Source organism: Ellagibacter sp. (genome assembly GCF_048412355.1).
In the GTDB taxonomy this organism is placed as follows: Bacteria; Actinomycetota; Coriobacteriia; order Coriobacteriales; family Eggerthellaceae; genus Ellagibacter.
In genome coordinates this window covers 1-23,178 of sequence record NZ_DBFSAP010000049.1, presented here as the reverse complement: position 1 = coordinate 23,178, position 23,178 = coordinate 1, and the positions used below count along the sequence as shown (strand labels likewise).

At 62.4% G+C, this 23,178-nt stretch carries 16 protein-coding genes; 12 read left to right on the top strand and 4 right to left on the bottom strand.

What is annotated here, in order from left to right; all coding sequences use genetic code 11:
* Window positions 1-672 precede the first annotated feature (672 nt).
* Window positions 673-1,635, top strand: coding sequence for a SpoVA/SpoVAEb family sporulation membrane protein (locus ACMRQN_RS07665; RefSeq protein ID WP_418734488.1), 963 nt, complete (start codon window positions 673-675; stop codon window positions 1,633-1,635).
* Between the two features lie 340 nt (window positions 1,636-1,975).
* A complete protein-coding gene (locus ACMRQN_RS07660; RefSeq protein ID WP_418734487.1) occupies window positions 1,976-2,257 on the top strand; it encodes a hypothetical protein in 282 nt (93 codons plus the stop codon).
* 170 nt (window positions 2,258-2,427) lie between these two features.
* On the opposite strand, the gene ACMRQN_RS07655 is transcribed toward ACMRQN_RS07660, so the two are convergent.
* Together ACMRQN_RS07655 and ACMRQN_RS07650 are read right to left on the bottom strand one after the other, a co-directional pair.
* Entirely contained in the window at window positions 2,428-2,856 is a 429-nt protein-coding gene (locus ACMRQN_RS07655; protein WP_158049904.1) for an FKBP-type peptidyl-prolyl cis-trans isomerase, read from the bottom strand.
* 110 nt (window positions 2,857-2,966) lie between these two features.
* Window positions 2,967-4,253, bottom strand: coding sequence for a glutamate-cysteine ligase family protein (locus ACMRQN_RS07650; protein WP_418734486.1), 1,287 nt, complete (start codon window positions 4,251-4,253; stop codon window positions 2,967-2,969).
* A 411-nt stretch (window positions 4,254-4,664) separates the two neighbouring features.
* Between ACMRQN_RS07650 and argC the strand changes: the two genes are divergently transcribed.
* From argC to ACMRQN_RS07610, 8 genes are all read left to right on the top strand, one after another.
* Complete coding sequence (argC, locus tag ACMRQN_RS07645) at window positions 4,665-5,735, top strand: N-acetyl-gamma-glutamyl-phosphate reductase (RefSeq protein WP_418734485.1); 1,071 nt, start codon at window positions 4,665-4,667, stop codon at window positions 5,733-5,735.
* A 21-nt stretch (window positions 5,736-5,756) separates the two neighbouring features.
* Window positions 5,757-7,019 carry a bifunctional glutamate N-acetyltransferase/amino-acid acetyltransferase ArgJ gene (gene argJ / locus ACMRQN_RS07640; protein WP_418734484.1) on the top strand — a complete coding sequence of 421 codons (1,263 nt, stop codon included), beginning with the start codon at window positions 5,757-5,759 and terminating at the stop codon, window positions 7,017-7,019.
* A gap of 5 nt (window positions 7,020-7,024) precedes the next feature.
* Window positions 7,025-7,969, top strand: coding sequence for an acetylglutamate kinase (gene argB / locus ACMRQN_RS07635; protein WP_296061937.1), 945 nt, complete (start codon window positions 7,025-7,027; stop codon window positions 7,967-7,969).
* A gap of 41 nt (window positions 7,970-8,010) precedes the next feature.
* Window positions 8,011-9,246, top strand: coding sequence for an aspartate aminotransferase family protein (locus ACMRQN_RS07630; RefSeq protein ID WP_418734483.1), 1,236 nt, complete (start codon window positions 8,011-8,013; stop codon window positions 9,244-9,246).
* 71 nt (window positions 9,247-9,317) lie between these two features.
* A complete protein-coding gene (locus ACMRQN_RS07625) occupies window positions 9,318-10,526 on the top strand; it encodes an argininosuccinate synthase (RefSeq protein ID WP_418734482.1) in 1,209 nt (402 codons plus the stop codon).
* A gap of 515 nt (window positions 10,527-11,041) precedes the next feature.
* Window positions 11,042-12,442 (top strand): argininosuccinate lyase, encoded by a 1,401-nt coding sequence (gene argH, locus ACMRQN_RS07620; RefSeq protein WP_418734481.1) that lies wholly within the window; start codon window positions 11,042-11,044, stop codon window positions 12,440-12,442.
* 208 nt (window positions 12,443-12,650) lie between these two features.
* On the top strand, window positions 12,651-14,876 hold the full coding sequence (locus ACMRQN_RS07615) for a transglycosylase domain-containing protein (protein ID WP_418734480.1): 2,226 nt from the start codon (window positions 12,651-12,653) through the stop codon (window positions 14,874-14,876).
* Between the two features lie 63 nt (window positions 14,877-14,939).
* Window positions 14,940-15,446: a hypothetical protein gene (locus ACMRQN_RS07610; RefSeq protein WP_296061951.1), complete on the top strand. Its 507-nt coding sequence runs from the start codon at window positions 14,940-14,942 to the stop codon at window positions 15,444-15,446.
* A gap of 244 nt (window positions 15,447-15,690) precedes the next feature.
* Here the strand turns inward: ACMRQN_RS07610 and ACMRQN_RS07605 are convergent, their stop codons facing one another.
* On the bottom strand, window positions 15,691-17,919 hold the full coding sequence (locus tag ACMRQN_RS07605; protein ID WP_418734479.1) for a transglycosylase domain-containing protein: 2,229 nt from the start codon (window positions 17,917-17,919) through the stop codon (window positions 15,691-15,693).
* Between the two features lie 88 nt (window positions 17,920-18,007).
* On the opposite strand from ACMRQN_RS07605, the gene ACMRQN_RS07600 reads away from it, so the two are divergent.
* Window positions 18,008-20,470 carry a DUF3656 domain-containing U32 family peptidase gene (locus ACMRQN_RS07600; RefSeq protein ID WP_418734478.1) on the top strand — a complete coding sequence of 821 codons (2,463 nt, stop codon included), beginning with the start codon at window positions 18,008-18,010 and terminating at the stop codon, window positions 20,468-20,470.
* 142 nt (window positions 20,471-20,612) lie between these two features.
* Here ACMRQN_RS07600 and ACMRQN_RS07595 read toward each other — a convergent pair whose 3' ends face one another.
* Window positions 20,613-21,434 carry an MBL fold metallo-hydrolase gene (locus ACMRQN_RS07595; RefSeq protein ID WP_418734477.1) on the bottom strand — a complete coding sequence of 274 codons (822 nt, stop codon included), beginning with the start codon at window positions 21,432-21,434 and terminating at the stop codon, window positions 20,613-20,615.
* A gap of 250 nt (window positions 21,435-21,684) precedes the next feature.
* Between ACMRQN_RS07595 and tyrS the strand changes: the two genes are divergently transcribed.
* Entirely contained in the window at window positions 21,685-22,896 is a 1,212-nt protein-coding gene (gene tyrS / locus ACMRQN_RS07590) for a tyrosine--tRNA ligase (RefSeq protein ID WP_418734476.1), read from the top strand.
* The last annotated feature ends 282 nt before the right edge of the window (window positions 22,897-23,178 follow it).

Genomic DNA, 23,178 nt, shown 5'->3' with positions numbered 1-23,178 from the left:
CGGCGCGCGTGGTAAGATTCATCGTGAAGGGCCTTTCTCTTGCTTGCTTTGGCTTAGACACCCGCAAGCATACCGAAGGGCCCTTTTCCTTCGCTAGCAGATTTCTCGGCTGTTTTTCCTCAAAAACTTAACTCGCACATATGCGAGCGATTGCCGGCTGAAGATTTCAACCTTGCTGTTGCTGCGATTCGTGCGGTTGCTTAATTGGAGAGCGAGTAGTCGGATGAACTGTACCCAACGCAGATTGTGAAATAACATCTTTGATGGATTCGCGAAAAGTGCACGGGCGCCTTGGTCCTTAGCCATTTGCAAGAGAACCGCTTCTCAATGAGCGGATGACGCACGGGGCGTGTACGCAGGCTTCGCTTCCCAGGGGTCCCCGCCGCCCCAGCCCGCTTCTCGCTTGCGCACCCAACTTCGCGAGCCCCGACTCTCCGAGCGTTCTTTCGCTCCATTCGCCCCCAACCCTCCTTCGCGCTCCCAGGGCAAATTCGTCCTTCCGCTGCAGGGCGCATGGCCAAGTCAACCCGTCGATTCGACCCTGCGGGTTGAGGTCGATTGCGCGCTTTCGGGTAGTCTATCATGCGCATGATTACGCTTTTGAGGGAAAGCGTGTCTGTTTTTGCGCATTCGCGCGATGTGGAGTCAAAAGAATAGTTGAAGGGGATGGTCATGAAACCATACAAGACAGTTATCTACAGCTTCCTGGTGGGCGGCACCTTCGCGCTCATCGCCCAGGCGATCCTCACGTTCTGGCAGACCGTGCTCGTGGGCACGCCGATGGCGTTCTTCATGGGCGGCGCCACGCTCATCAGCATGGGCGTGATCGGCTGCATCCTGGGCGGCCTTGCGTGCTATCAGTACGTCGAGGAATGGGCGACGTTCGGCGCGCTGCTCCCGTTCTCCGGCTTCGCGATGGCGGTCGGCATGAAAGCCGTGGGCCCCTGGACGAAGAACAACGAGAAAATGGGCAAGTGCATCTGGAATTGCGTGTGGTTCGTCGTATGGTTCAATGTGCTGTTCGCCGCTATCTGCATCGTGATCGGCTGGATCTGCGGCACGGTCGGGTTCAATAACAACCTCGGCGTCGCGAAGACCGAGGGCGGCATGCTGTTCGTGTACGCGTTCCTCGTGGGCGGCCTGCTCGCCGCGTTCTTCCAGATTCTGTTCGTGTGCTTGAAGAAAGTCACCAAGAAGGTCACCCCGCTTCACATCCTGATCACGGCATGGATGTTGGGCGCAATCTTCGCGCCCTTCGGAATCTCCGGCGCGCTCGCCAACTTCTCCGGCGAGGGCTTCTCCGTCATGATCACGGTCGGCGGCTACAACATGTACAACGTGGGCATCGAGCTCGCTGCGGGCAACCTCGCGGGCGCCGGCGTGCACCTTGGCTCGTTCCTGCTCGCGGTTGCTGGCCTCGCCATTACCGCGCTGTTCACCTTCTTCATCTACAACTGGACGTTCGGCCGCAAGCCGCTCGAGCAGGTTCATGCCGAGAAGGCGCTGAACTCGCTGAAGGAGCTCGGCTACGATGCCTCTATGGTGAAGAAGCTCGACAAGGAAGAGCTCGAAGGCTACGACACCGCGGGCGAAAGCGGCGTGCCTGCGGGCATGAGCGAGTCGGTGAAGGCGTAGCGACCGCTTTTCGTAAGACGGCTGTGCGTCGTGCGTTTGTGGCGCGTGTCGCGGGCGCGCGCTTCGTGACGCGCCTTGCTTGTGTTTCATCTTGACGGGCTTTCCTCTTATAGAGGGAGGCCCGTTTGCTTTTGCGCATCGCCGCCGCCCTGCCGATCTGCTAGGCTTCGTATCGATTGGAGGCCGCGGTACGATTCTCGCAAGCGGCAAGGGGAAGTGCTGATTTCTGGACGCTTGCTTTATACTGGTTAGCACTAATTTCGTAGTTCGTTCGCGCCGCGCGCTGTTTTGCCTCATTGCGCCGCCGCGATGCCTTAAGGAGTGGGAAATGGCAAAGGGAATGAGCAAGAAGGAGCGCAAGCTCCGCGAGGAGATCGCCGAGCTCGAGCAGAAAAAAACGCGCGGTTTCATGCAGACGGCTGGCGGCATCATTATCTTTGTGCTGTTCCTGATCATTCGCCAGGTCCTGGTGGCGAACGGCATGTTCGACCCTGAGACGGTGTCGGCGAGCGTAGTTACCTATGCGATTGCGGTTGTAGCGGCCGGCTTCGTCGGCATCGGCGCCTATCATTATTCCAGGGCGAAGACTAAAATCAGCGAATTGCAATCTCGCATCAAGTAGATGCGCCCCGCTTCACGTGAGGGTGGGCCGGCGGGCAGATGGGCGAAAATGCGCGCCTCGCGACGTTTCGCTCAAGATTACAGTTAGGGACTACATAAAATGAGAAAGCCCCGCGTCCTTCGCAAAAGCGGATGGATGCGGGGCTTTCGGGCTCGCGATGCGTGCGGCGGCTAGTCCGCGACTTCCACCAGGGTGATCTCGAAGGTGAGCGCCTGGCCTGCCAGCTCGTGGTTCATGTCGAAACTAACGGAGTCGTCGGTCACTTCCACGACGCGTGCGGGGAAGGGCGCCGAACTGCCCGAGCGCAGGTAGATGGTCTGTCCTATAGGCAGCTGATCGGCATTGGGAACATTCGAGCGCGGCATCTTCTGCACGAGCGCCGGATTGTGCTCGCCATATGCCTCGGCGGGCTCGAGACGAACCGTCTTGGTCTCGCCAACCTCCATGTCGCGCACGGCCTTGTCAAAGCCGGGGATCATCTGGCCTGCCATGCAGGTGAACTCGAGCGGCTCGCCGCGATCGTATGATGAATCGAACTGCGTGCCGTCGTCGAGCGTGCCTTTGTAGTGGGTTTTCACTTTTTTGCCTTCATTGCTCATGAAGCACATCTCCTCTCGGTCTGAAAAGCGTTAGCTGTTAGTCTATCTGAAGTGCGCGGCCAAGGCCACCACGTGCGGGGTGCGTTTACGCGGCGAAACTGCTGGCGAAACTACCCCAAATCGGCGAGCGTCGTTCGCGCGGCGACGAGTTTCTCGAGCGGCTCGAGAAAACCTCGCTCGCTTTCGGAAAGCCCGGCTCGTGCGGCGGCTATGACCTCATCGGCAAACTCGGCGGCCGGCCTGCCGTACACCTCGCCCGCGTAGCCCAGCTCCTGCAGCGAGTTCTTCGCCCGCTCGACGTTGCTTGTCGTGATGCCGCCGATGAGCTCCTCCACGCGCGTCAGGCTTTCCTCGCAGTAGAAAATTCCCTTCACGAGCGCGGCGTATGCGACAACGTGGGGCACGGGCATCGCGTCGGCGGGGCGAATCTCCAGGTAGGTCTTCAGCCTCACGTCGGGAAACACCATCGACAGTGCGTGCTCGATATCGGCGCGGTCCATGGGGCGCGCGGCGTAAATCTCGCTGAAGCGGCGGGAATCCTCGCGCCAGCCGCCCTGCCCGTCGGGCACAAGGATCGCCGGCGTGTCGTAGACCCAGCGCGCATAATCGCGCAGCGAGAAACCATCTTCGACAGCGCCCGGCACGATGCCGCAGCGCTCGGGGTCGCAGTGCTGCCAAATCTCGGTGCGCACCATGCGGTGAGTGCGCGGCGCGCCTTCAAAGATAGGGGAGTTGTCGCAGATGAGCGACAGGATCGGCGTAAGCATGCTCGCGACGCGATACTTGCGAATGCAGTCGCCGATACTCGTGTAGTCGATGCTCACCTGCGTCGATGCGCTTCCTCGCATCATGCAGGGTCCGAAGGGACTTACGGCGCCGAGGTAGCGATTCATGTACTCGTAGCGCTGCTTGGGGATAAGCTCCAGGCTCGTCGCGCGCGCCGTGGGGTGATAGCCCGCCTTCGCGAGCTTCCCGTGTTTCGGCGCAAGCACGCCGCAAAGCTTCTCCTCGAATCGCTCGAAGCATGCCTGCGCGCTGGCCAGTTCACGGAAAGGGCCTGCGGAAAGTTCCACCTGAGCAGCGGGTTCGATGGTCACCGCCTCACCGGGGCGCGCCACGCCTAGAAGGTCGCCCTCGGCGTCGTAGGTTGCTTGCGGATAATCGGCGCGCAGCACCTCGAGCACGCTCTGGATGCCGTCTTCGCCTGAATAGTTCACCGGTGAGCCGTCCTCGCGAACGATGATGTGCTCTAGTTCGATGCCGAGCGCGCCTTCGCCAGCTATGCACCCGCTCTCGATGAACGCTGCGATCGCGTCGACGTTGCGGTCGTACATCTCCATGCCGCTCGCGGGGGAATTTTGCGCGTCTGATGCCTGTTCACTGGCCTGTTCATTCATGGTTTGGCTCCTTGGCCTAAAAAAGTGGTGCAAACCCCAGCGGGTTTGTATAAAATAATTTCGCCGCACATCGTAGCACGTTGCGGCGACAGAATTGGGCATGTATCGAAAACGAGGACGAATCGTGAACTTGGGCATTCTGAATAGCAAGGCGCTCGCCGCTTCTTTTGCTGTCATGTCCCGACGACGTCCTTTGCGCGACGGCAAAGCCTCGCGCCGTGCCGCTTCGCGCGTTTCTTCTCTGTAACTTTTTCGCGTCCTCTTTGGGCGGGAACCCCTTTTCATTACTATTGTCCGTGCGCTTCGCCCTATGCGTATCGCGTGCATCGCCGCAGCTGGCATCGCTGGCGGCCAGGCTCGCTGTTCGCATATCCGCAGGCGCGGGAACCAATTCGATAAGGAATCGACATTATGAAGATTAAAGCCGGTATCGTTGGGGCCGCTGGCTTCGCAGGTGCGGAACTCACGCGCCTTTTGTTGGGGCACCCGAGCTTCGAGCTGTGTGCGATCACCTCCGATGCGCTCGCCGGGCGCGCGCTCGCCGAGGTGTACCCCGCGTTCGCGGGTGCGAGCGACCTCGTCTTCTCCAAGCACGATAAGAACGCACTTGCCGACCTCGACGTGGCCTTTCTCGCCGTTCCGCACACGGCGTCCCTCGCGATGACGCCCGATCTCATCGCCGCGGGCACCACGGTCATCGACCTGTCCGCCGACTACCGTTTGAAAGACCCCGCAATCTACGAGAAGTGGTACAAGGTGGCGCACACTTCCACCGACCTTCTCGCGAAGGCCGCCTTCGGCCTGCCCGAGCTCACAGGCGACGAGCTCGCCTCCGCCGCGGCGCGCCGAGCGGCAGGGGAAGCCGTGCTCGTGGCCTGCGCAGGCTGCTATCCTACGGCAACCTCGCTTGCTGCTGCGCCGTTTTTGCGCGCTGGGCTCGTCGAAGAGGGCGCCACTGTCATTGTCGACGCGCTCTCGGGCATCACTGGCGCGGGCAAGAAGGCCACCGAGCGCACGCACTTCTGCTTCGCGAACGAAAGCGTCGAAGCCTACGGGGTGGGAACGCACCGTCACACGCCGGAAATCTCGCAAATCTTAGGGCTCGCCCCTGGCAAGCTCGTGTTCACGCCGCATCTCGTTCCCATGAACCGCGGTCTGCTCTCCACGGTGAAGCTGCCGCTCGCAAAGGGCGTCGCCGCTCCCGATCCCGAAGAGCTCGCCGCCATCCAGCAGCGCTTCTACGCGCAATCCCCACTCGTCGAGGCGCTTCCCGCAGGCTCGCTTCCCGAGACCGCATCGGTCGCCGGAACGGCGCGCGCGCAGGTGGGCGTCGCCTATCACGCTGAGGCGCGCACGATCATCGCGATCGGTGCGATCGACAACTTGGGGAAGGGCGCTGCTGGCCAGGCCGTCCAGTGCGCGAACATCATTTTCGGCCTCGATCAGACCGAAGGCCTCACCTCGCTTGCCGTGGGGGTGTAAAACCCGATGGAAGGAACCGACATGACAGCATTCACCCAGATCGAGGGCGGGGGCGTCACGAGCGCTCTCGGCTTCAAGGCCGCCGGCATCCATGCGGGTTTCCGTAAGGAGCCCGAGCGCCGCGACCTCGCGCTCGTCGTCGCGGACGAGCCTTGCGCGGCGGCGGGCACGTTCACGAAGAACATCTTCTGCTCGGCGCCCGTCACCATCTCGAGGGAGCACCTCTCCGACGGCGGTGCGGGCGTCCCGAGCTACGGCACCGCGCGTGCTGTGGTGGTGAACTCCGGCATCGCGAATGCCGCGACAGGCGCCCCCGGGCTCGAGCACGCCCGCGAGATGGCGCGCATCACCGCCGACGCTGTGGGTTGCACCGAAGAGGAGGTGCTCGTCGCGTCGACCGGAGTCATCGGGCAGCATCTTCCCCTCGATCCCTTCAAGACGGGCGTCCCTCAGGCGCTCGCCGAGGCAAGTCGCGAAGGCGGGGCCTCCGCTGCGCGCGCGATCATGACCACCGACACTCACCCTAAGGAGTATGCGGTCAGCTTTTCAGGCGATGGCCTGGGTTTCGACGGCGTCACCTTCACTGTCGGCGGCATGTCGAAGGGCTCGGGCATGATCATGCCGAACATGGCCACCATGATCGCCATCGTTACGACCGACGCCCCCATCGCCGCGGCGCATCTCTCACAGATCCTACGCGACGCCGTGGGCGTGAGCTTCAACAAGATTACCGTCGACTCGGACACCTCGACCAACGACACCTGCGTCACGCTCGCGAGCGGGGCTGCGGCTCTGGGTGCGGCTCCCATCGAGCCGGGGACTCCCGCCTACGATGCCCTCGCCGCCGCCTATAAGGAAGTCTGCACGAACCTCGCGCGCATGATGGCCGCCGACGGCGAGGGCGCCACGAGGCTTGTGACCGTGCATGTCGCGGGCGCTGCCACCGACGCCGACGCCGACGCGGCTGCGCGCACCATCGCGAACTCGCCGCTCGTGAAGACGGCCATCTACGGCCACGACGCGAACTGGGGCCGCATCGCCGCAGCTGCGGGGCGCTCGGGTGCTGCGTTTCGCCAGGAGGACGTGTCCATCGACATCATGGGTATGCCCGTCTGCCGAGGCGGGCTCACTGTCGCCTTCGACGAGGACGAGGCGCTGCGACGTTTCGAGGCGCCGGAGATCGCGATCGATGTGAACCTCGGCGCCGGCACGTGCGAAACCACCATGTGGACATGCGACTTCTCGCATGATTACGTAACCATCAACGGAGATTACAGGACCTAATTGCCATGAACTACGATAAGGACAGCAGACCGAACGGGGTCGACACCATCACAGGCGAAGTGCTCGCCGAGGCGATGCCGTGGATCAAGAACATCACCGGCAAGACCATCGTCATCAAGTACGGCGGATCTGCCATGGTCGACGAGCAGCTGCGCGCCGAGGTCATGGCCGACATCGTGCTCCTGAAGATCATCGGCGTGAACCCGGTGATCGTGCACGGCGGCGGGCTCGCCATCTCCGAGGCCATGAAGCGCTTCGACATGCCCGTGAAGTTCATCGACGGCCAGCGCGTGACCACCGACGAGGCCATGAAAGTGGTGCGCTCGGTGCTTGCCGGCCAGGTGAACCAGGAGCTCGTCGAGGCGATGAACGAGCACGGCCGGGTCGCGGTGGGCCTGTCGGGCGCCGACGGGGCCACGATCATCGCCGAGCAGGCGAGCGAGCAGCTCGGGCGCGTCGGGCGCGTCGTTCGCATCAATTCGCAGCTTCTCGAAGACCTCGTGTCGGCGAACTACATTCCCGTTCTCGCGTCGGTCGGCATCGGGGAAGAGCCGGGCAGCGGCTTCTTCAACGTGAACGCTGACGTGGTGGCGGGCCATGTGGCGGCGGCCATCGGCGCGCACAAGGTGTTCTTCTTGACTGACGTCGACGGCCTCTACCGCGATTTCGACGACAAATCGTCGCTCATCTCGCGCATCTCGCTTGCCGAAGTTAGCGAGATGGTGGACAAGAAGCAGGTCTCGACGGGTATGATCCCGAAGCTGCGATCCTGCATCCGCGCGCTTGACGCGGGCGTGCACCGCGCGCATATCTTAAACGGCACCACGCCGCATGCGCTTCTGCTCGAGATGCTCACCGACAAGGGCGTCGGCACCATGATCGTCCCGCCCGACGGGGACGCGGCGTTCGACTCCACGCGCGAGGGCAGCTTCGCAAGCAAACTGGTGTAACGTGGGCGGTTACCTCACCGCCTTTGTGAGAAGGAGAAACAATGAGTCTTGCTGAACAGCAGCAGCTGGAGGAAACCTACGTCATGCACACGTTCGGCCGCAAGCCGGTCGAGCTGGTGGAAGGCGAGGGCATGGTCGTTCGCGATGATGCCGGCAAGGAATACCTCGACTTCATCGCGGGAATCGGTGCGGTGAGCCTGGGGCATTGCCATCCCGCCGTCGTGCGCGCGATCACCGAGCAGGCATCCACGCTCATCCACGTGAGCAACTACTACTACATCGAGCATCGCGGGCAGGTGGGCAAGTTGCTCTCCGATGCGCTGAACGAAGAAGTGCCCGCCGCTGACCAGGCGCCTTGGCAGACGTTCTTCGCGAACTCGGGCGCCGAGGCGAACGAGTGCGCCATCAAGCTCGCCCGCGCCTATGCGCGCCGCCGCATCGAGGCGGAAGGCGGCGACGGGGAATCAGCCCCGCGCGTGATCGTCACGGTGAAGAAGAGCTTCCACGGCCGCACGCTCGCCACGCTCGCCGCGACCGCGCAGCCGGCCAAGCAGGAACTCTTCCAGCCGCTGCCCGATGGGTTCACACCCACGCCGCAAAACGACATCGCGGCGCTCGAGGCGCTGTTCGAGACGCAAGGCGACTCCATCTGCGCCGTCATGCTCGAGCCCATCCAGGGCGAATCCGGCGTGCATCCCTGCAGCCCCGAGTTCATGGAGGCGGTGCGCCGCCTCACGGCCGAGCGCCACGCGCTCATGATTTGCGACGAGGTGCAGTGCGGCATCTACCGCACCGGCAAGCCCTTCGGCTTCCAGAACTACGATGTCGTGCCCGATATCGTCTCCATCGCGAAGGGCGTGGCGTCGGGCTTCCCCTGCGGCATGTGCGCCGCGCGCGGGGAAGTGGCGGCGGCCTTCAAGCCGGGCGACCACGGCTCCACTTTCGGCGGGTCTAACCTTGCAGTGGCCGCGGCAGAGGCGACGCTGTGCGAAATCCAGAAGGAGGACCTCGCCGCGAACGCGATTGAGGTGGGCGCGTACCTGCGTGAGCAGCTTTCCGCGCTACCCCAGGTCACCGAGGTGCGCGGCATGGGCCTCATGCTGGCGGCCGACCTCGCGGAGGACGGCAAGGGTGCTCCCGACGTCGTGTATGATGGGCTTTCCGCAGGCCTTCTGCTCAACGCGACGGGCGCACACACGCTGCGCTTCTTGCCGCCGCTCGTGTGCAGCAAGGCCGACGTCGATGCGTTAATCGAGAAACTTGGTGGGATTTTATAGTTCGCCAAATGCTCAGGGTGCATTTGGTTTACCGTGGGTAAAACAGTTTTGAGCTGGGAAAGGATACAAAAATGAGCGAACAGAGGGACAGGGTTGTCTTGGCCTACTCCGGTGGCCTTGATACGTCGGTGTGCATCAAGTGGATGCAGGAGGAGCGTGGGCTCGACGTCATCGCCGTCGTTGGCGACGTTGGACAGGAGCACGACGGTCTCGAGAAGATTCACGACAAGGCCCTGCGCACCGGCGCCATCGAGTGCCGTGTGGTCGACATGCGCGAGGAATTCGCCAAGGAATACCTTACCCCCGCGCTTGCCGCGAACGCGCTCTACGAGAACAAGTACCCGCTCGTGTCCGCTCTCTCGCGCCCGCTGATCGCGAAGCATCTTGTCGAGATCGCGCACGAGTTCGGCGCGAAGTACGTGGCGCACGGCTGCACCGGCAAGGGCAACGACCAGGTGCGCTTCGAGGCATCCATCATGATGCTCGATCCGTCGCTGGAAATCATCGCCCCTGTTCGCGAGTGGGATCTGAAGACCCGTCCGCAGGAGATGGACTGGGCGGCGGCGCACGGGGTGGAAGTTCCCACCACCAAGAAGTCGCCCTATTCGATCGACGACAACCTGTGGGGCCGCGCCATCGAGTGCGGTGTTCTGGAAGACCCCTGGAACGAGCCGCCGGCGGACATCTACACGATGACCACCGACCCCGAGAAGGCTCCCGACATCCCGACCGTCGTGGAGATCTCGTTCAAGGACGGCATCCCCTGCGCGCTCGACGGCAAGGAGATGAGCTACCTCGATGTCATCCTCGAGATGAACAAGATCTCCGGCGCGAACGGCTTCGGCCGCCTCGATATGGTGGAGAACCGCCTCGTCGGCGTGAAGAGCCGCGAGTGCTACGAGGCTCCGGGCGCGCTTGCCATCATCAAGGCGCACAAGGCGCTTGAGGACATCTGCCTCGAGCGCGATGCGCTCCACTACAAGCTCCATGTGGAACATGAGTGGGCCGACCAGGTCTACAACGGCAAGTGGTATGCCCCGCTGAAGGCTGGTCTGGATGCGTTCCTCGCAACGACGCAGGTCAATGTCACGGGTACGGTGCGCCTGTCCTTCTACAAGGGCACCTGCACGGTCACGGGCTCCAAGAGCGACTACTCCCTCTACACCAAGGCGCTCGCCACCTACGACGAGGGCGACACCTTCGACCACAAATCCGCGAAGGGCTTCATCAACATCTACAGCCTCTTCGGAAAGGTTTGGGCTGAGAAGCATCGCCAGTAAAGGGGTTTCGCTGGTCTGCCGACCAGCGAAACGAGCCGACGCTGCGCGGCGCTCCGGCGGCACAGCTGGCGCTCCAGGGTTTTGTCGCGTACCTTAGTACGCTTCTTCAGCCTTTCGCGCCATCTGCACTCGCCAGAACGCCGCTCGCTGACTCTTGCTCGACCTGCGACTTTCCGAATCCCACAGGTTGAACAAGGTCGAAGCGAGCGTTGTCTTCAGAAGCGAACGACCCAAGGGCGCTCACAAAAGGGCGCCCTTCTCGTAATGATTAACGCAAGTCGAGGCGGTGCGGGCGTGCTCAAATCCCGAAACGTAGGGTTTGGCGTCCGGCAGCCTTCACAAAGCGAGTTCCGCAGCGAAGCGAGGACTGTCTGAGCGACTGAAGGTTGTCGGGCGCCAAACCCGGACGGCCTCCTCCAAGTCGGACAACGAGAGAGCGAATTCCCAAACAGTATTTACGAGAGAGCGAATTCCCAAACAGTATTTAGGCAACTCTGAAAAGAAGGGCACACACCATGGCACTCTGGTCAGGCAGATTCGAAGAGGGCGTGAGCGAGTTCACGCAGCGCTTCGGCGCATCTCTTCCCGTCGACAAGCAGCTCTATGCGCAGGATATCGCAGGCTCGCGCGCCCACGCAGCGATGCTCGCGCACCAAGGCGTCATCTCGCAGGAGGATGCCGACAAGATTGACGCGGGCCTTGAGCGTATCAAGGGCGAGATCGAGGCGGGAAACTTCCCGTTCGACATCAACAACGAGGATATCCACATGTCCATCGAGAGCGTGCTCACCTCGGAAATTGGCGATGCGGGCGCGCGCCTTCACACGGGTCGCAGCCGCAACGACCAAGTCTGCACCGATACGCGCCTGTTCGCCAAGAAGCGGGCGCGCGATCTTATGGCCGCGAACGTTGAGCTGCGCGAGGCGCTTGTGTCGCAGGCAGAGAAGCACTTCGACGTCATCTTGCCTGGCTATACGCACATGCAGCATGCCCAGCCGGTGCTCTTCTCCCATCATATGCTCGCGTACGTGTGGATGCTCGACCGCGACTTCGACCGCCTGCGCGCAGCATACGACGCCGCGGACGCGAACCCGCTCGGGTCCGCGGCCCTCGCTGGCACCACCTATCCGCTTGACCGCTTCATGACGGCAGAGGCGCTCGGCTTCTCGCGCGTGATTCCCAACTCACTCGATGCCGTCTCCGACCGCGATTTCCTGCTCGACCTTCTGTATGCCTGCAGCGTGTCGTGCATGCACCTGTCGCGCTTGTGCGAGGAGATCATCCTCTGGTCGACGGCGGAGTTCGGCTTCGTCACCCTGTCCGACTCGTTCTCGACGGGCTCCTCGATCATGCCGCAGAAGAAAAACCCCGACTTCGCCGAGCTCATCCGCGGCAAGTCTGGGCGCGTGATCGGCGACTTGGTTGCGCTGCTCGTCACGATGAAGTCACTTCCCCTTGCGTACAACAAGGACCTTCAGGAGGACAAGGAAGGTGCCATCGACGCTGCGAAGACGCTCGAGGATTGCTATCGGTGCGCCACGGGCATGATTGACACCATGGAGATTCACTCCGACGCCATGCTTGAGCAGGCGAAAAAGGGCTATCTCGCCGCGACGGACGTGGCCGACTACCTGGCGAAGAAAGGCCTTCCGTTCCGTCGTGCGCATGAGATCGTGGGCCATCTCGTGCTTTTGTGCGACAAGCGAGGCTGCGGCTTGGAAGACCTCTCGCTCGAGGACTTCAAAGCGGAAAGCGACCTGTTCGAGGAGGACATCACGAAGTGCCTCGACCTTGCGAGCATCGTCGCCGCGCGCACCACGTTCGGCGGTACGGGCAATTCCGCGGTGAAAGAGCAGCTCGACCAGGCGAAAGAGGCGCTCGCCGCCGACGAGGCCGACGCGGCATCGCTCGCGTAGCATCCTGATGGGGCTTCGTCGCTCTAATCGGCGACGTTATCACGAAGGCAGGGGTTCGAGAAATCGGCCCCTGCCTTTCTGTATTACGGGGAGGCGCAGGTCATGGGCCAAACGACGCCTCTTGTGCCCATTTGCTGACAAAACGGGGGAGCTTTCGAAGGGAAAGCGAGCCGATGCTACAATACTTTGGACTAACGAGGAGGTGCCCGTGGCGTCACGTGCGATTAAAAGCAGGGCCAACATCAAGAAGAAGCATCCGTCGACGGCGGTGATCGCCGTCGTGTCGGTTATCTTCGTGTTCGTCGTCTCGCTTTGCTGGGGCGTCTGGTCTGTCGGCTCGTCTTGGCTGACCGATCTCCCTGATTACGAGAGCGCCGACGCGTACAACACCGCGCAGCCGACGGTCGTGTACGCGAGCGACGGCCAGACGGTGCTTGCGGAATTCCAGCTGGAGAACCGCGACCCGGTCGAAATCAGCGAGATCAGCGACTACGTGCTCAAGGGCACGGTTGCTACGGAGGACGAGCGCTTCTACTCCCATGGTGCGATCGACCCGTGGGGCATCGGCCGCGCCTTGGTGAACAACCTCATGGGTGGCGACCTGGAAGGCGCATCTACCATCACGCAGCAGTTCGTGCGCAACACGATTCTCTCTTCGGAGATGGACGACATCTCGATCAAGCGTAAGGTTCGCGAGGCATATATCTCGATCAAGCTTGAGGAGCAGTACTCCAAGGACAACATCCTGCTCATGTACTTGAACACGATCAACTACGGTTCGGGCGCCTATGGCATCGAGGCCGCATCGGAGCGCTACTTCTCGAAGCACGCAAGCGAGCTCACCATCGCGGAGGCGGCGACGCTTGTGGGCATTCCCCAGTCGCCAACGTACAATAACCCAATCAATTACCCCGAGAACTGCACGAAGCGCCGCAACGTGGTGCTCGACCGCATGCTCTCGAACGGCGTCATCACTCAGGAAGAGCACGACGCCGCTCAGGCCGAGCCCCTCGTGCTCAATCCGACCGAGCCGTCGACCACGGGAATCGAGGCGTATCCGTACTTCACGAGCTACGTGCGCGACCAGCTGACCAACGCCAACGGCAAGTACGCGTACTCCAAAGACGAGCTTTTCAAGGGCGGGCTGAAGGTCTACACCACGCTTGACGTCTCCATGCAGGAGGCCGCCGAGGCGGCTGCGCGCAAGAAGGAGCAGGCGGCTGGCGACAACTACGAGGTCGCCATGGTGGCGATCGACCCCGACAACGGCTACATCAAGGCGCTCGTCGGAGGCAAGGACTACGACGCCTCGCAGGTCAACATGGCCACTGGCACGGGCGGATCAGGCAGGCAGGCCGGCTCCTCGTTCAAGACGTTCACCCTGGTGGCAGCTATCGAGCAGGGTATCGATCCCAGCACGATGATCGATGCCTCGGCAACTGCGAAGCTCCCTGGATGGGAAGTTGCCAACATCAACCACACCAACTACGGGACGAAGAGCATCTCAGACGCCTTCGCGGTCTCGTCGAACACGGCGTTCGCTCGCCTCATCCTCTCGATCGGCCCGGACAAGGTCGTCGATGTCGCCAAGCGCATGGGAATTACTTCGCCGCTCACCGCGACAGGGTCGCTCACGCTCGGTTCCGAATCGGTGACGCCGCTTGAGATGGCGAACGCGTACGCGACCATCGCGAACGGAGGCACGCACTACGATCCCGAGTGCGTCGAACGCATCGTCGACCGCAACGGCTCCATCGTGGTGGACAACTCGGCACCGAAGGGCACACGTGCCATCTCCGCCGAGGTCGCCCACGCGGCCACCGAGGTCATGAAGGGCGTTATCACGAAGGGAACCGGCCAGGCTGCGGCGCTTTCGAACGGGCAGGTCTCGGCGGGTAAGACGGGAACGTCCGAAAACTACATGGACAGCTGGTTCTGCGGAATCACCCCGCAGCTTTCCGTGGCCATCTGGTTCGGCGATCGCAGCGACTACAGTCACGCCCAGCGCGTGCCGAGCGGCATGTCGGCGGCGAGCACGTTCCCCGACTTCATGAACGTTGTTCTCAAGGGCAAGCCGACCGAGGATTTCCCGAAGGCGGGCGATCCCCAGTACAAGACCAACTTTGAGGACACCACGTACCACATCGGCGGCTACTACAGCTCAGAAGACGATGAGGACAAGGATAAGGATAAGAAGACCGACGGGGATTCAACGAACGGAAACGGGACCGGCACGGGGAACCATCAAGGCACCACAGGTGACGGCGGTAACGGCACGACCGGTGGCACTGGGGGCACCGGCGGAGATTCCGGCGGAGGCACGACTGGCGGCACAGGTGGCGGCGATTCCGGAGGTGGCACGACCGGCGGCGATTCCGGAGGTGGATCCGGCGGGGGTTCCGGTGGAACCACTGAGCCAGTTCCGATAGAGTAGAGTTTTGCACGATTCGAACAATCGCGCGGCGGGTTCCCCCGTCGCGCATCGATGGGAGAACACATGACCCGATCTTCATTCATCCGCGCGCTTGCCGCCGTTTGCGTGAGCGCAATGCTCGCTGTGGCGCTTTCCGGCTGCATGCAGCAGACGGCCAATCAGGCAAACGACCAGCAATCGGAAAATCGCGAGTACATGACGCAGGTCAACCAGAAGATGGACGACCTTGATTCCCGTCTCTCTGATTTCGTCGATGCCGTTTCGCGCGGTGACGTGGTTACCATGCGCACCCAGGCGGACAACGCATTCAAGGTGCTTGACGACTTGTCTTCCCTTGAGGCGCCCGAGCCTTTGAAGGACGTTGCGGCCGGCTATGTTGACGGCGCGAACAGCCTGAAGGACGCGCTCAACTCCTATATCCAGCTTTACACGGAGATTGATGGCGCGACCGCGTCCGAGCCCTTCGATTGGTCCACTTACGATTCGCGTTTGCAGGCAATCCAGGATGCCTATAATGCGGGTATCGATAAGTTGAAGGCGGCCGACGAGGCAGCGGCGGGCAAGGACTAGCGCTTCGGCTCTCCCCCGAGTGCCAAGGTGTGCGAGACTGCTCGCTCTGGGAGTGCTCGGCAGATTCTTAAAATGAATTGGTCGCAACGCGAAGGCGGCGACCTGCATCATGCGGGCCGCCGCCTTCGCGTTTCTCTCTTATGCTGGTAGGGTGCCGCCAGTCGAGGCATGGGCGGACGTCTGCTGCGACGGCCTGCATCGAGCCATGTCGCACCTTTCGGCTGCCGTACGGATTCCCAGGCTCCTACGGAGAAGGCTCGCCGCCTTCGCCGCCCGGTTGCCCGCCGTCATCGGGCGGACCCACGGGGCCTTCGCCTCCGCCAGGTGGCTCCTCGCCCGAGTCTGCGCCGCCGCCGCTATCGCCGCCCGCGTTCGGGTCGGGGCCAATCGACACATAGGCGGTGTAGGTACCGTTCGCGAACTCGATCTTCACTATCGACCCTGCAGCCACAGTGGAGCTATAGGTTTCCACGATGGTGAGGTTGCTCCCCAGCGCTGCCTGCACTTCGGCCAAGCTTGCGCCCGAAAGCTGCGCGATGGTGTCCTTCGCGGCGTCTTCGCTGTATATCGACTGCTTCTTGTTGAAGTCGCTGTCGTATTTCGGTTCGGCGGCAGCGGGGAAGTCTACCCTCTCGCGACCGTCAAGGGCAAGCGACATGAAGATTCTCCAGGCGTCCTTGCACCAGGGCGCTTCCCACATCTCCCGTTCTTGCGCGGCGCCCGTCCAAACCGCGCAGGAAAGCTGCGGAGTGTAGCCGCAGAACCACAGGTCGCGATGCTCCTGGGACGTGCCCGTTTTGCCTGCGCTGACCTGGCCCGACGGCAGCGCCGACCCGCGCCCGGTTCCCTGGGTGACCACGCCTTGCAGCACGCGGGTCACCTCACCTGCAACTTCGGGGGAGAGCACCTGCTCGCCCGGAACCTCCGTGTTGTCGATAAGCGTCGTGCCGTCTTGCGCGATCACCTGGGTGATGCAGGTGTCGGGGTGGCGGATGCCCCCGGTCGCAAATGCTCCGTAGGCGCTCGCCATGCGCAGCGTGTTCGTCTGCGCGGCACCGAGCGTGAGCGCGGGGTAGGCTCCGTAGCCGTACTTCGTGTCGCCGGAAACGCCGAGGCGCGCCGCCATGTCGAGCAGGCTCTGCGGCGTCACGCCGTCGGGGTCGGTGACAAGGCGGGCGAAGCCGGTATTAGCGGAGACCCAGGTCATCCGCTCGATGGAAAGGTACCCGTAGTTCGCACCCGCATAGTTGGTGACGGGCTTGCTCCATGCTGCGTTCACGAACCCTGTGGAGCAGTCGATGACCGTTTTCGGGCTGATGCCCTGCTCGATGGCGGCGGCCAGCGTGAACGCCTTGAACGACGATCCCGCCTGGCGTCCCGTCGCGCTCGTTGCGAGGTTGAACTGGCTGTCCGACCAATCCTTCCCGCCGATCATGGCGAGCACGTAGCCGGTGTTCGGGTCGATGCACGTCATCGAAAGGCTCACGTCGCTATCGCCGGTCCTTGCCATATCGTCGTACACTTCCGCTGCCGCTTCCTCCGCATAGCCCTGAAGCGTCGGGTCGATCGTGGTGTAGACCGTAAGCCCGCCGTCGAACACCTCCTCGAACGAAAGCTGGTCGAGGAGCTGCTGGCGCACGTAGCTCGTGAAATACGGGTACTCGTAGATGCCGTCTTCGGCGCGCGCTTCGACGTCTAAGACAAGCTCCTCCTCGACGGCACTATCGTGTTCCTCCTGCGTGATCGTTCCGTGCGTGAGCATGCGGTCGAGCACGACGTTGCGACGCTTCGTGCAGTTCTCGGGATAGTCCTCGGGATTGTTGTACGTCGGCGACTGAGGGATGCCCACAAGCGTCGCCGCCTCCGCAAGCGTAAGGTCGATTGCGCTCTTGGAGAAGTAGTGCTGCGCCGCGGCCTCGATGCCGTAGCATCCCGACCCGTAGTTGATTGTGTTCAGGTACATGAGCAGGATGTCTTCTTTGGAATACGCCTGCTCCATCTCGATGGCGAGCTCGGCTTCCCGCACCTTACGGCGAAACGAGATGTCGTTCGCCTCGTTCGAGAGGAGCGTGTTGCGCACGAGTTGCTGCGTGATGGTGGATGCGCCCTCGAGGCTGCCGCCCTTCAGGTTGTTCACGAGTGCGCGTCCGATGCCGTAGTAATCTACACCTTCATGCTCGTAGAACCGGGTGTCCTCCGTCGCGACCGTGCCTTCCAGCACATAGTTGCCCACCTGGTCTTTCTCGATGGGTTCCTGGTCTTGCAGGTAGAACTCGGCCAAAAGGGTGGTGCGGTCGTTCGCGTAGATGCGTGTCTTGGCGCTGTAGGCGAAGGCGTTCGGGTCGTGCACGCTGGGCAGCTCGCCGACCCATGCGTCCACGACGCGTCCCACGCCGAAGGCCCCGAGGCCGACGATAAGGACGAGCGAAAACGCCGCAACGAGCACTCCCCATGCTGGAGCATGGGTGCGCATTTCACGGTGTTTTCTCCTTACTCTCATGATTCGTCTATACTACCATGAACCGACCATCTGGTCTTTCAGACGAGGAGACACCAACCTTATGCGGAATATGGAACTTTTGGCGCCTGCGGGCAACATGAGCGCCCTTCACGCCGCCGTGCGTGCTGGTGCGGACGCGGTATATCTCGGGCTCGAGTCGTTCAACGCGCGCCGCGGGGCCGATAACTTCACCATCGCCACGCTCAAGGAGGCGTGCGATTACGCGCATCTGCGGGGCGTGAAGATCTACGTCACTCTGAACATCATCGTGCTGCCGGGCGAAGTGGGCCGCGCGCTCGAATGCGCTCGTCAGGCATGGCGCGCAGGTGCCGACGCGCTCATCATCCAAGACATTGGTCTTGCGAGCGAGATAGCCCGCGCGCTTCCCGACATCCGCCTGCATATTTCTACGCAGATGAACACGTGCAACGCCGCCGGCATCCGCGCCGCTGCCCGCATGGGTGCCAAGCGCGTCACGCTCGCCCGCGAGCTTTCCGTGGAGGAAATCGCCCATCTCGCGCAGGTGGGTGCCGAGGCGGGCGTCGAAGTCGAGGCGTTCGGTCATGGCGCGCTGTGCATCTGCTATTCCGGCCAGTGCCTCATGTCCTCCATGATTGGGGGCCGCTCCGCCAACCGCGGCCTGTGCGCGCAGGCGTGCCGCTTGCCCTACGAACTGCACAATGCCGCCCAGCGAAACCCTCTTTCGGCGCCTGGCGAACATCTGCTCTCGCCGAAGGACCTCTGCTCGGTCGATCTGCTTTCCGATCTGGCGCGAGCCGGCGTCGCGTCGCTTAAGATCGAGGGCCGTATGAAGTCGGCCGATTACGTGTCGGCCGTCGTGTCGGTGTACCGCCGCGTGCTTGATCGGGTGTATGCGCAGGAGGGCTCTGTTTCTCCTGCTCGCCCGACGGAGGACGAACGCCGTACGCTTGAGGAGGCTTTCTCCCGCGGGTTCACCACGGCGTATCTTGAAGGTCAGCGCGGAAACGACATCATGAGCTATCAGCGCCCGAACAATCGCGGCGCCTTTATCGGCCGCGTGGCCGAAGCGCGTAACGGCATAGCGACCATCTCCGCTGAGCACGAGCTTGCAATCGGCGATGTCCTCGAGTTTTGGACGGGGAAGGGCCATGCCGCCCAAACGGTAGCCGACCTCTCCTTCGACAAGAAGGGCCGTGCGCGGATTGAGCTCGATGCGCGCGCGAAGGGCGTGCGCGCGGGCGACCGCGTGTTCCGCGTGCGCAGCGCGAAGGAAGCCTTCGAGGACGATTCCCTCGAGCCGCGCGTCGAGGTCGAGGGCACGGTTCGCCTGCGCATCGGCGAGCCGCTTGAGGTCTCTTTCTCCTTTGCCAATGCGGCGCAGAGCGAGCTTGCCGAGGTTCGCGGCACGGCACTCGGGGCCGAGGTCGAGCCTGCGCGTACGAAAGCCGTCACCGAAGAAGACGTGCGCGCTCATATCGATCGCCTCGGTTCGACTCCTTATGTTCTCACGCGGCTCGACGTCGAGCTCGACGAGGGGGTCGGCATCGGGTTCTCGCAGCTGCACCGCGTCCGCGCCGAAGCACTCGACGATCTGACCGAGCGAGCCTTGGCCGCCTATCATGCGCGTCGCCTTCCCCGTACCGAGGATCGCGAAGAGCTTCCCGCCGTCCGTCCGAGCGGCGCCCGCATCGGCGCATGGACGACGAATCCCGTGTGCGCGAGGGCGGCAAAGCGTACGGGCGCGCATATGGTGTACGTGCCGGCGCTGAACTACGGGCGCGGCGAGGCGGTGGTCGCGGGCCAGCTCACGGCCACGGTCGAGCAGGCGGGCTACCCCAAGCAGTGCCTTCTCGCCATGCCCGTCGTTGATCACGACGAGGTCGGGCTCTCGCGAGAGGCGAAGTTTGATTTCGACCCGTGGCGTTACGCAACGTCGGGGCGCCCGGTGTTCGTGGAGAGCCTCGGTGCCATGCAGATGGCCGCCGAGATCGGGGTTCCCTTCGAGGTCGGCCCGCATCTGCCCGTCACGAACAGGCTTGCGCTCGACGAGATTGCTCGCATGGGTGCCGTTCGCGTGTGGCTCTCTCCCGAGCTCTCTCTCGACCAGATTCGCGAGTTGTCCCGCGATACCCCGGTTGAGCTGGGCATCTTCATCTCGGGCGCGCAAGAGCTCATGATCACCGAGCACTGCCTGCTCATGAGTCAGGGCCCGTGCAACGAGGATTGCGCCGAGTGTCGCCGCCGTCGCAGCCCGCATTACCTTAAGGACCGCAAGGACTTCGACTTCCCCGTCATCACCGATGCGCTCGGCCGCAGCCACCTTTACAACAGCGTCGAGCTGGATTTGGTGGCTTCGCTTCCCGAGCTCATGGCGGCGGGCGTCACGTCGTTTATGGTCGACACGACGCTCATGAACGGCGAGCAGGCGGCGCAGGCTGTCGGTCGAGCCATTCGCGCGCTGCGCATCGCGCAGTCCGACGGAAACTCGGTCGCCAAGATTACAAGCGCTACCACAGGGCATCTGTTCCGCGGCGTTCAGTAGCACGCTGCGACATGGGACGGGGCCTCTGTCTCTTTGGGACGGGGGTCGGGAAACGTATCTCAGCTAGGCTACTTATCATTTGAAGGCGCTTCCCATGCGCAACGCTGCGGCCTCGCAGTGTTGGGAAGCTCCTTCCCGGGCGCTATTTCACGCTCGTGAGGCGTCCTTGGTAGCCGCAAAGGACGCGCGCATTGCCCTCGGCGATGGCGAGTCCTTTCTCGAGTGCCGCTCGCGGTAGGTCGTAGTCGTTGTTGTTCTGCGAGATGTGCATGGCAACGACGGCCTCGGGCGTGCGAAGACCCGCGGCGCGCGATTCGGCGATGAGTGCGGCGAGCTCCTCGGTTGCCTGCGGGTTCGAGAGGTGGCCGAATTCCGAGGCGATGCGCTGCTTGATGATGTAGGGGTAGTCGCCGCTTTGCAGCATGCGCTCGTCATGGTTGCTCTCGAGCGCCAAAATGCGCACGTCACGCAAGGCCTCGTGCGCCGCGTTCGTCACGATGCCCGAATCCGTTATGTAGCCTAGCGCGTCGCCGTCGGGCGCCTCGACGCGAAAGCCGAAGGAAGCGGCAGCATCGTGGCTGGTTGCGAAGGGGAAGGCGCGCAAGCCGGCGGCCTCGATCGCGCGCTGCCCCGGGGCGAGTGGCAAGATTGCGCAATCGCCTGCGACCTTCTGCAGCACGGAACTCGCGTCGACGCAGGCCTGGTTTACGTAAACCGTTGGTGCGCAGCCTAATTTCGCAAGGCCGCGCAACACCACGCCTAGCCCCTTGGTGTGGTCCCCGTGCTCGTGGGTGATGAGTACGGCGTCGATTCGAGCGGGGTCGAAGCCCGCCTCGTCGCATCGCTCGAGGAAATCGCGCTTGCAAATTCCGCAATCGATGAGCACCCCCGCGCCTGTCGCGGCGTTTTCGACGATGGCGGCGTTGCCTTTGCTTCCGCTTGCGAGCACATGTAACTTCAGCACTGGTTGTTCTCCTGTCGGGCGATGGGTAAGAATAGCCCTCGACCGTGACGATTAGATTCCACTGCGGCATTGTAGCGAAACGCCACTCGCTTCAGCGAAGAGTTTGGGCGAGAAGCCCCCTTTCGGGAAAGGTGCCTGGCAGCCGAGAGCGTTCATTCGCTAATTGCGCAGCCCCCTCGATAGATTCGGGGCTCATGCTGCCTATGTGTTAGAATCGCTTGTGCAAATCCGTTGTATGAAGGACATTTCGATGCTCACACCTGAAGAACAGCTTCACATCATCTCCTCTGGCACGGCGCAGATCGTGCCGGAAAGCGCTCTACTCGAGAAGCTCAAGCGCGGCAAACCCCTCAACATCAAGCTCGGTGTCGATCCGACGGCTCCCGACATCCATATCGGCCACGCCGTCCCGCTGCGCAAGCTCCGCCAGTTCCAGGACCTTGGCCACGAGGTCACACTCATCATCGGAGACGGTACGGCGCTCATCGGCGACCCTTCCGGGCGCAACTCGACCCGTCCGCAGCTTTCCCGCGAGCAGATCAAGGCGAACGCGGAAACATACGTCAACCAGGCATTCAAGATCCTCGACCCTGAGAAGACGACGCTTCGCTACAACTCCGAGTGGATCCTCTCGTTGAACATGGAAGAGCTCTTGAAGCTCATGGCGCAGTTCACGGTCGCCCGAATTCTCGAGCGAGACGATTTTCATAACCGCTACACCTCGAACCTTCCGATCAGCCTTCATGAGTTCATGTACCCGGTCATGCAGGCTTATGACTCCGTCGTTATCAAGGCCGACGTCGAGCTCGGCGGCACCGATCAGCTCTTCAACCTGCTTGCCGGCCGCGAGCTTATGGAGAAGCTCGGCATGGAGCCGCAGGTGTGCCTGACGCTCCCGCTGCTCGAGGGCACCGATGGCGTGAAGAAGATGTCGAAGAGCTACGGCAACTACATCGGCCTCACCGACGAGCCGTCCGACATGTTCGGCAAGGTCATGTCCATCCCCGACGAGCTTATGGTGAAGTACTACCGTCTTGCATCGACCGAGTCTGTCTCGGCAATCGATGAAATCGAGGCCGGCTTGGCCAACGACGAGCTCCATCCTAATAAGGTAAAGCGCGCCCTCGCCCGCAACATCGTTGCCGCTTACTACGACGAGGAGCAGGCGAACGCAGCCGAGGAGCAGTTCGATCTCGTGTTCAAGAAGCATGATGTCCCCGACGACATCGCCGAGTACACGCCCGACCTCACTCCCAACGAAGAGGGGCTCGTCTATCTCGCGAAGATCATTCACGACGTCGGCCTTGCGCAAAGCGTTGGGGAAGCGCGCCGCCTCATCGACGGCGGTGGTGTAAAGCTCAATGGCGATGCGGTCGCTCCTAAGGCATACAACGTCGAGCCCGAGAAGCTGAAGGATTGCGTCCTTCAGGTTGGCAAGCGCAAGTTCATCAAGCTTGTGTAAAAAAGGTCTTGCGGCGGTAAAACCAAATAGTTATAATAAGAAACCCGCGTTTGAGGAGAGCGTGGGTTTCTTCTTTCACTCAGCTTGATTGAGAGCAGAAACGGTGGCACTTCAAAACCGCTCAAAACTTTTTGAAAAAAGTTCTTGACGGCAGGCGAGAGGTCGCGTAATATATCTCCTTGCGCCGCGGACGGAAGGAAGCGGCGGGGCGGGGCGCTAGACGCCCCGGGAACCTTGAAAACCGGATACCGAGGAAAACGGATAGGAACGCGTGCGGGGCCC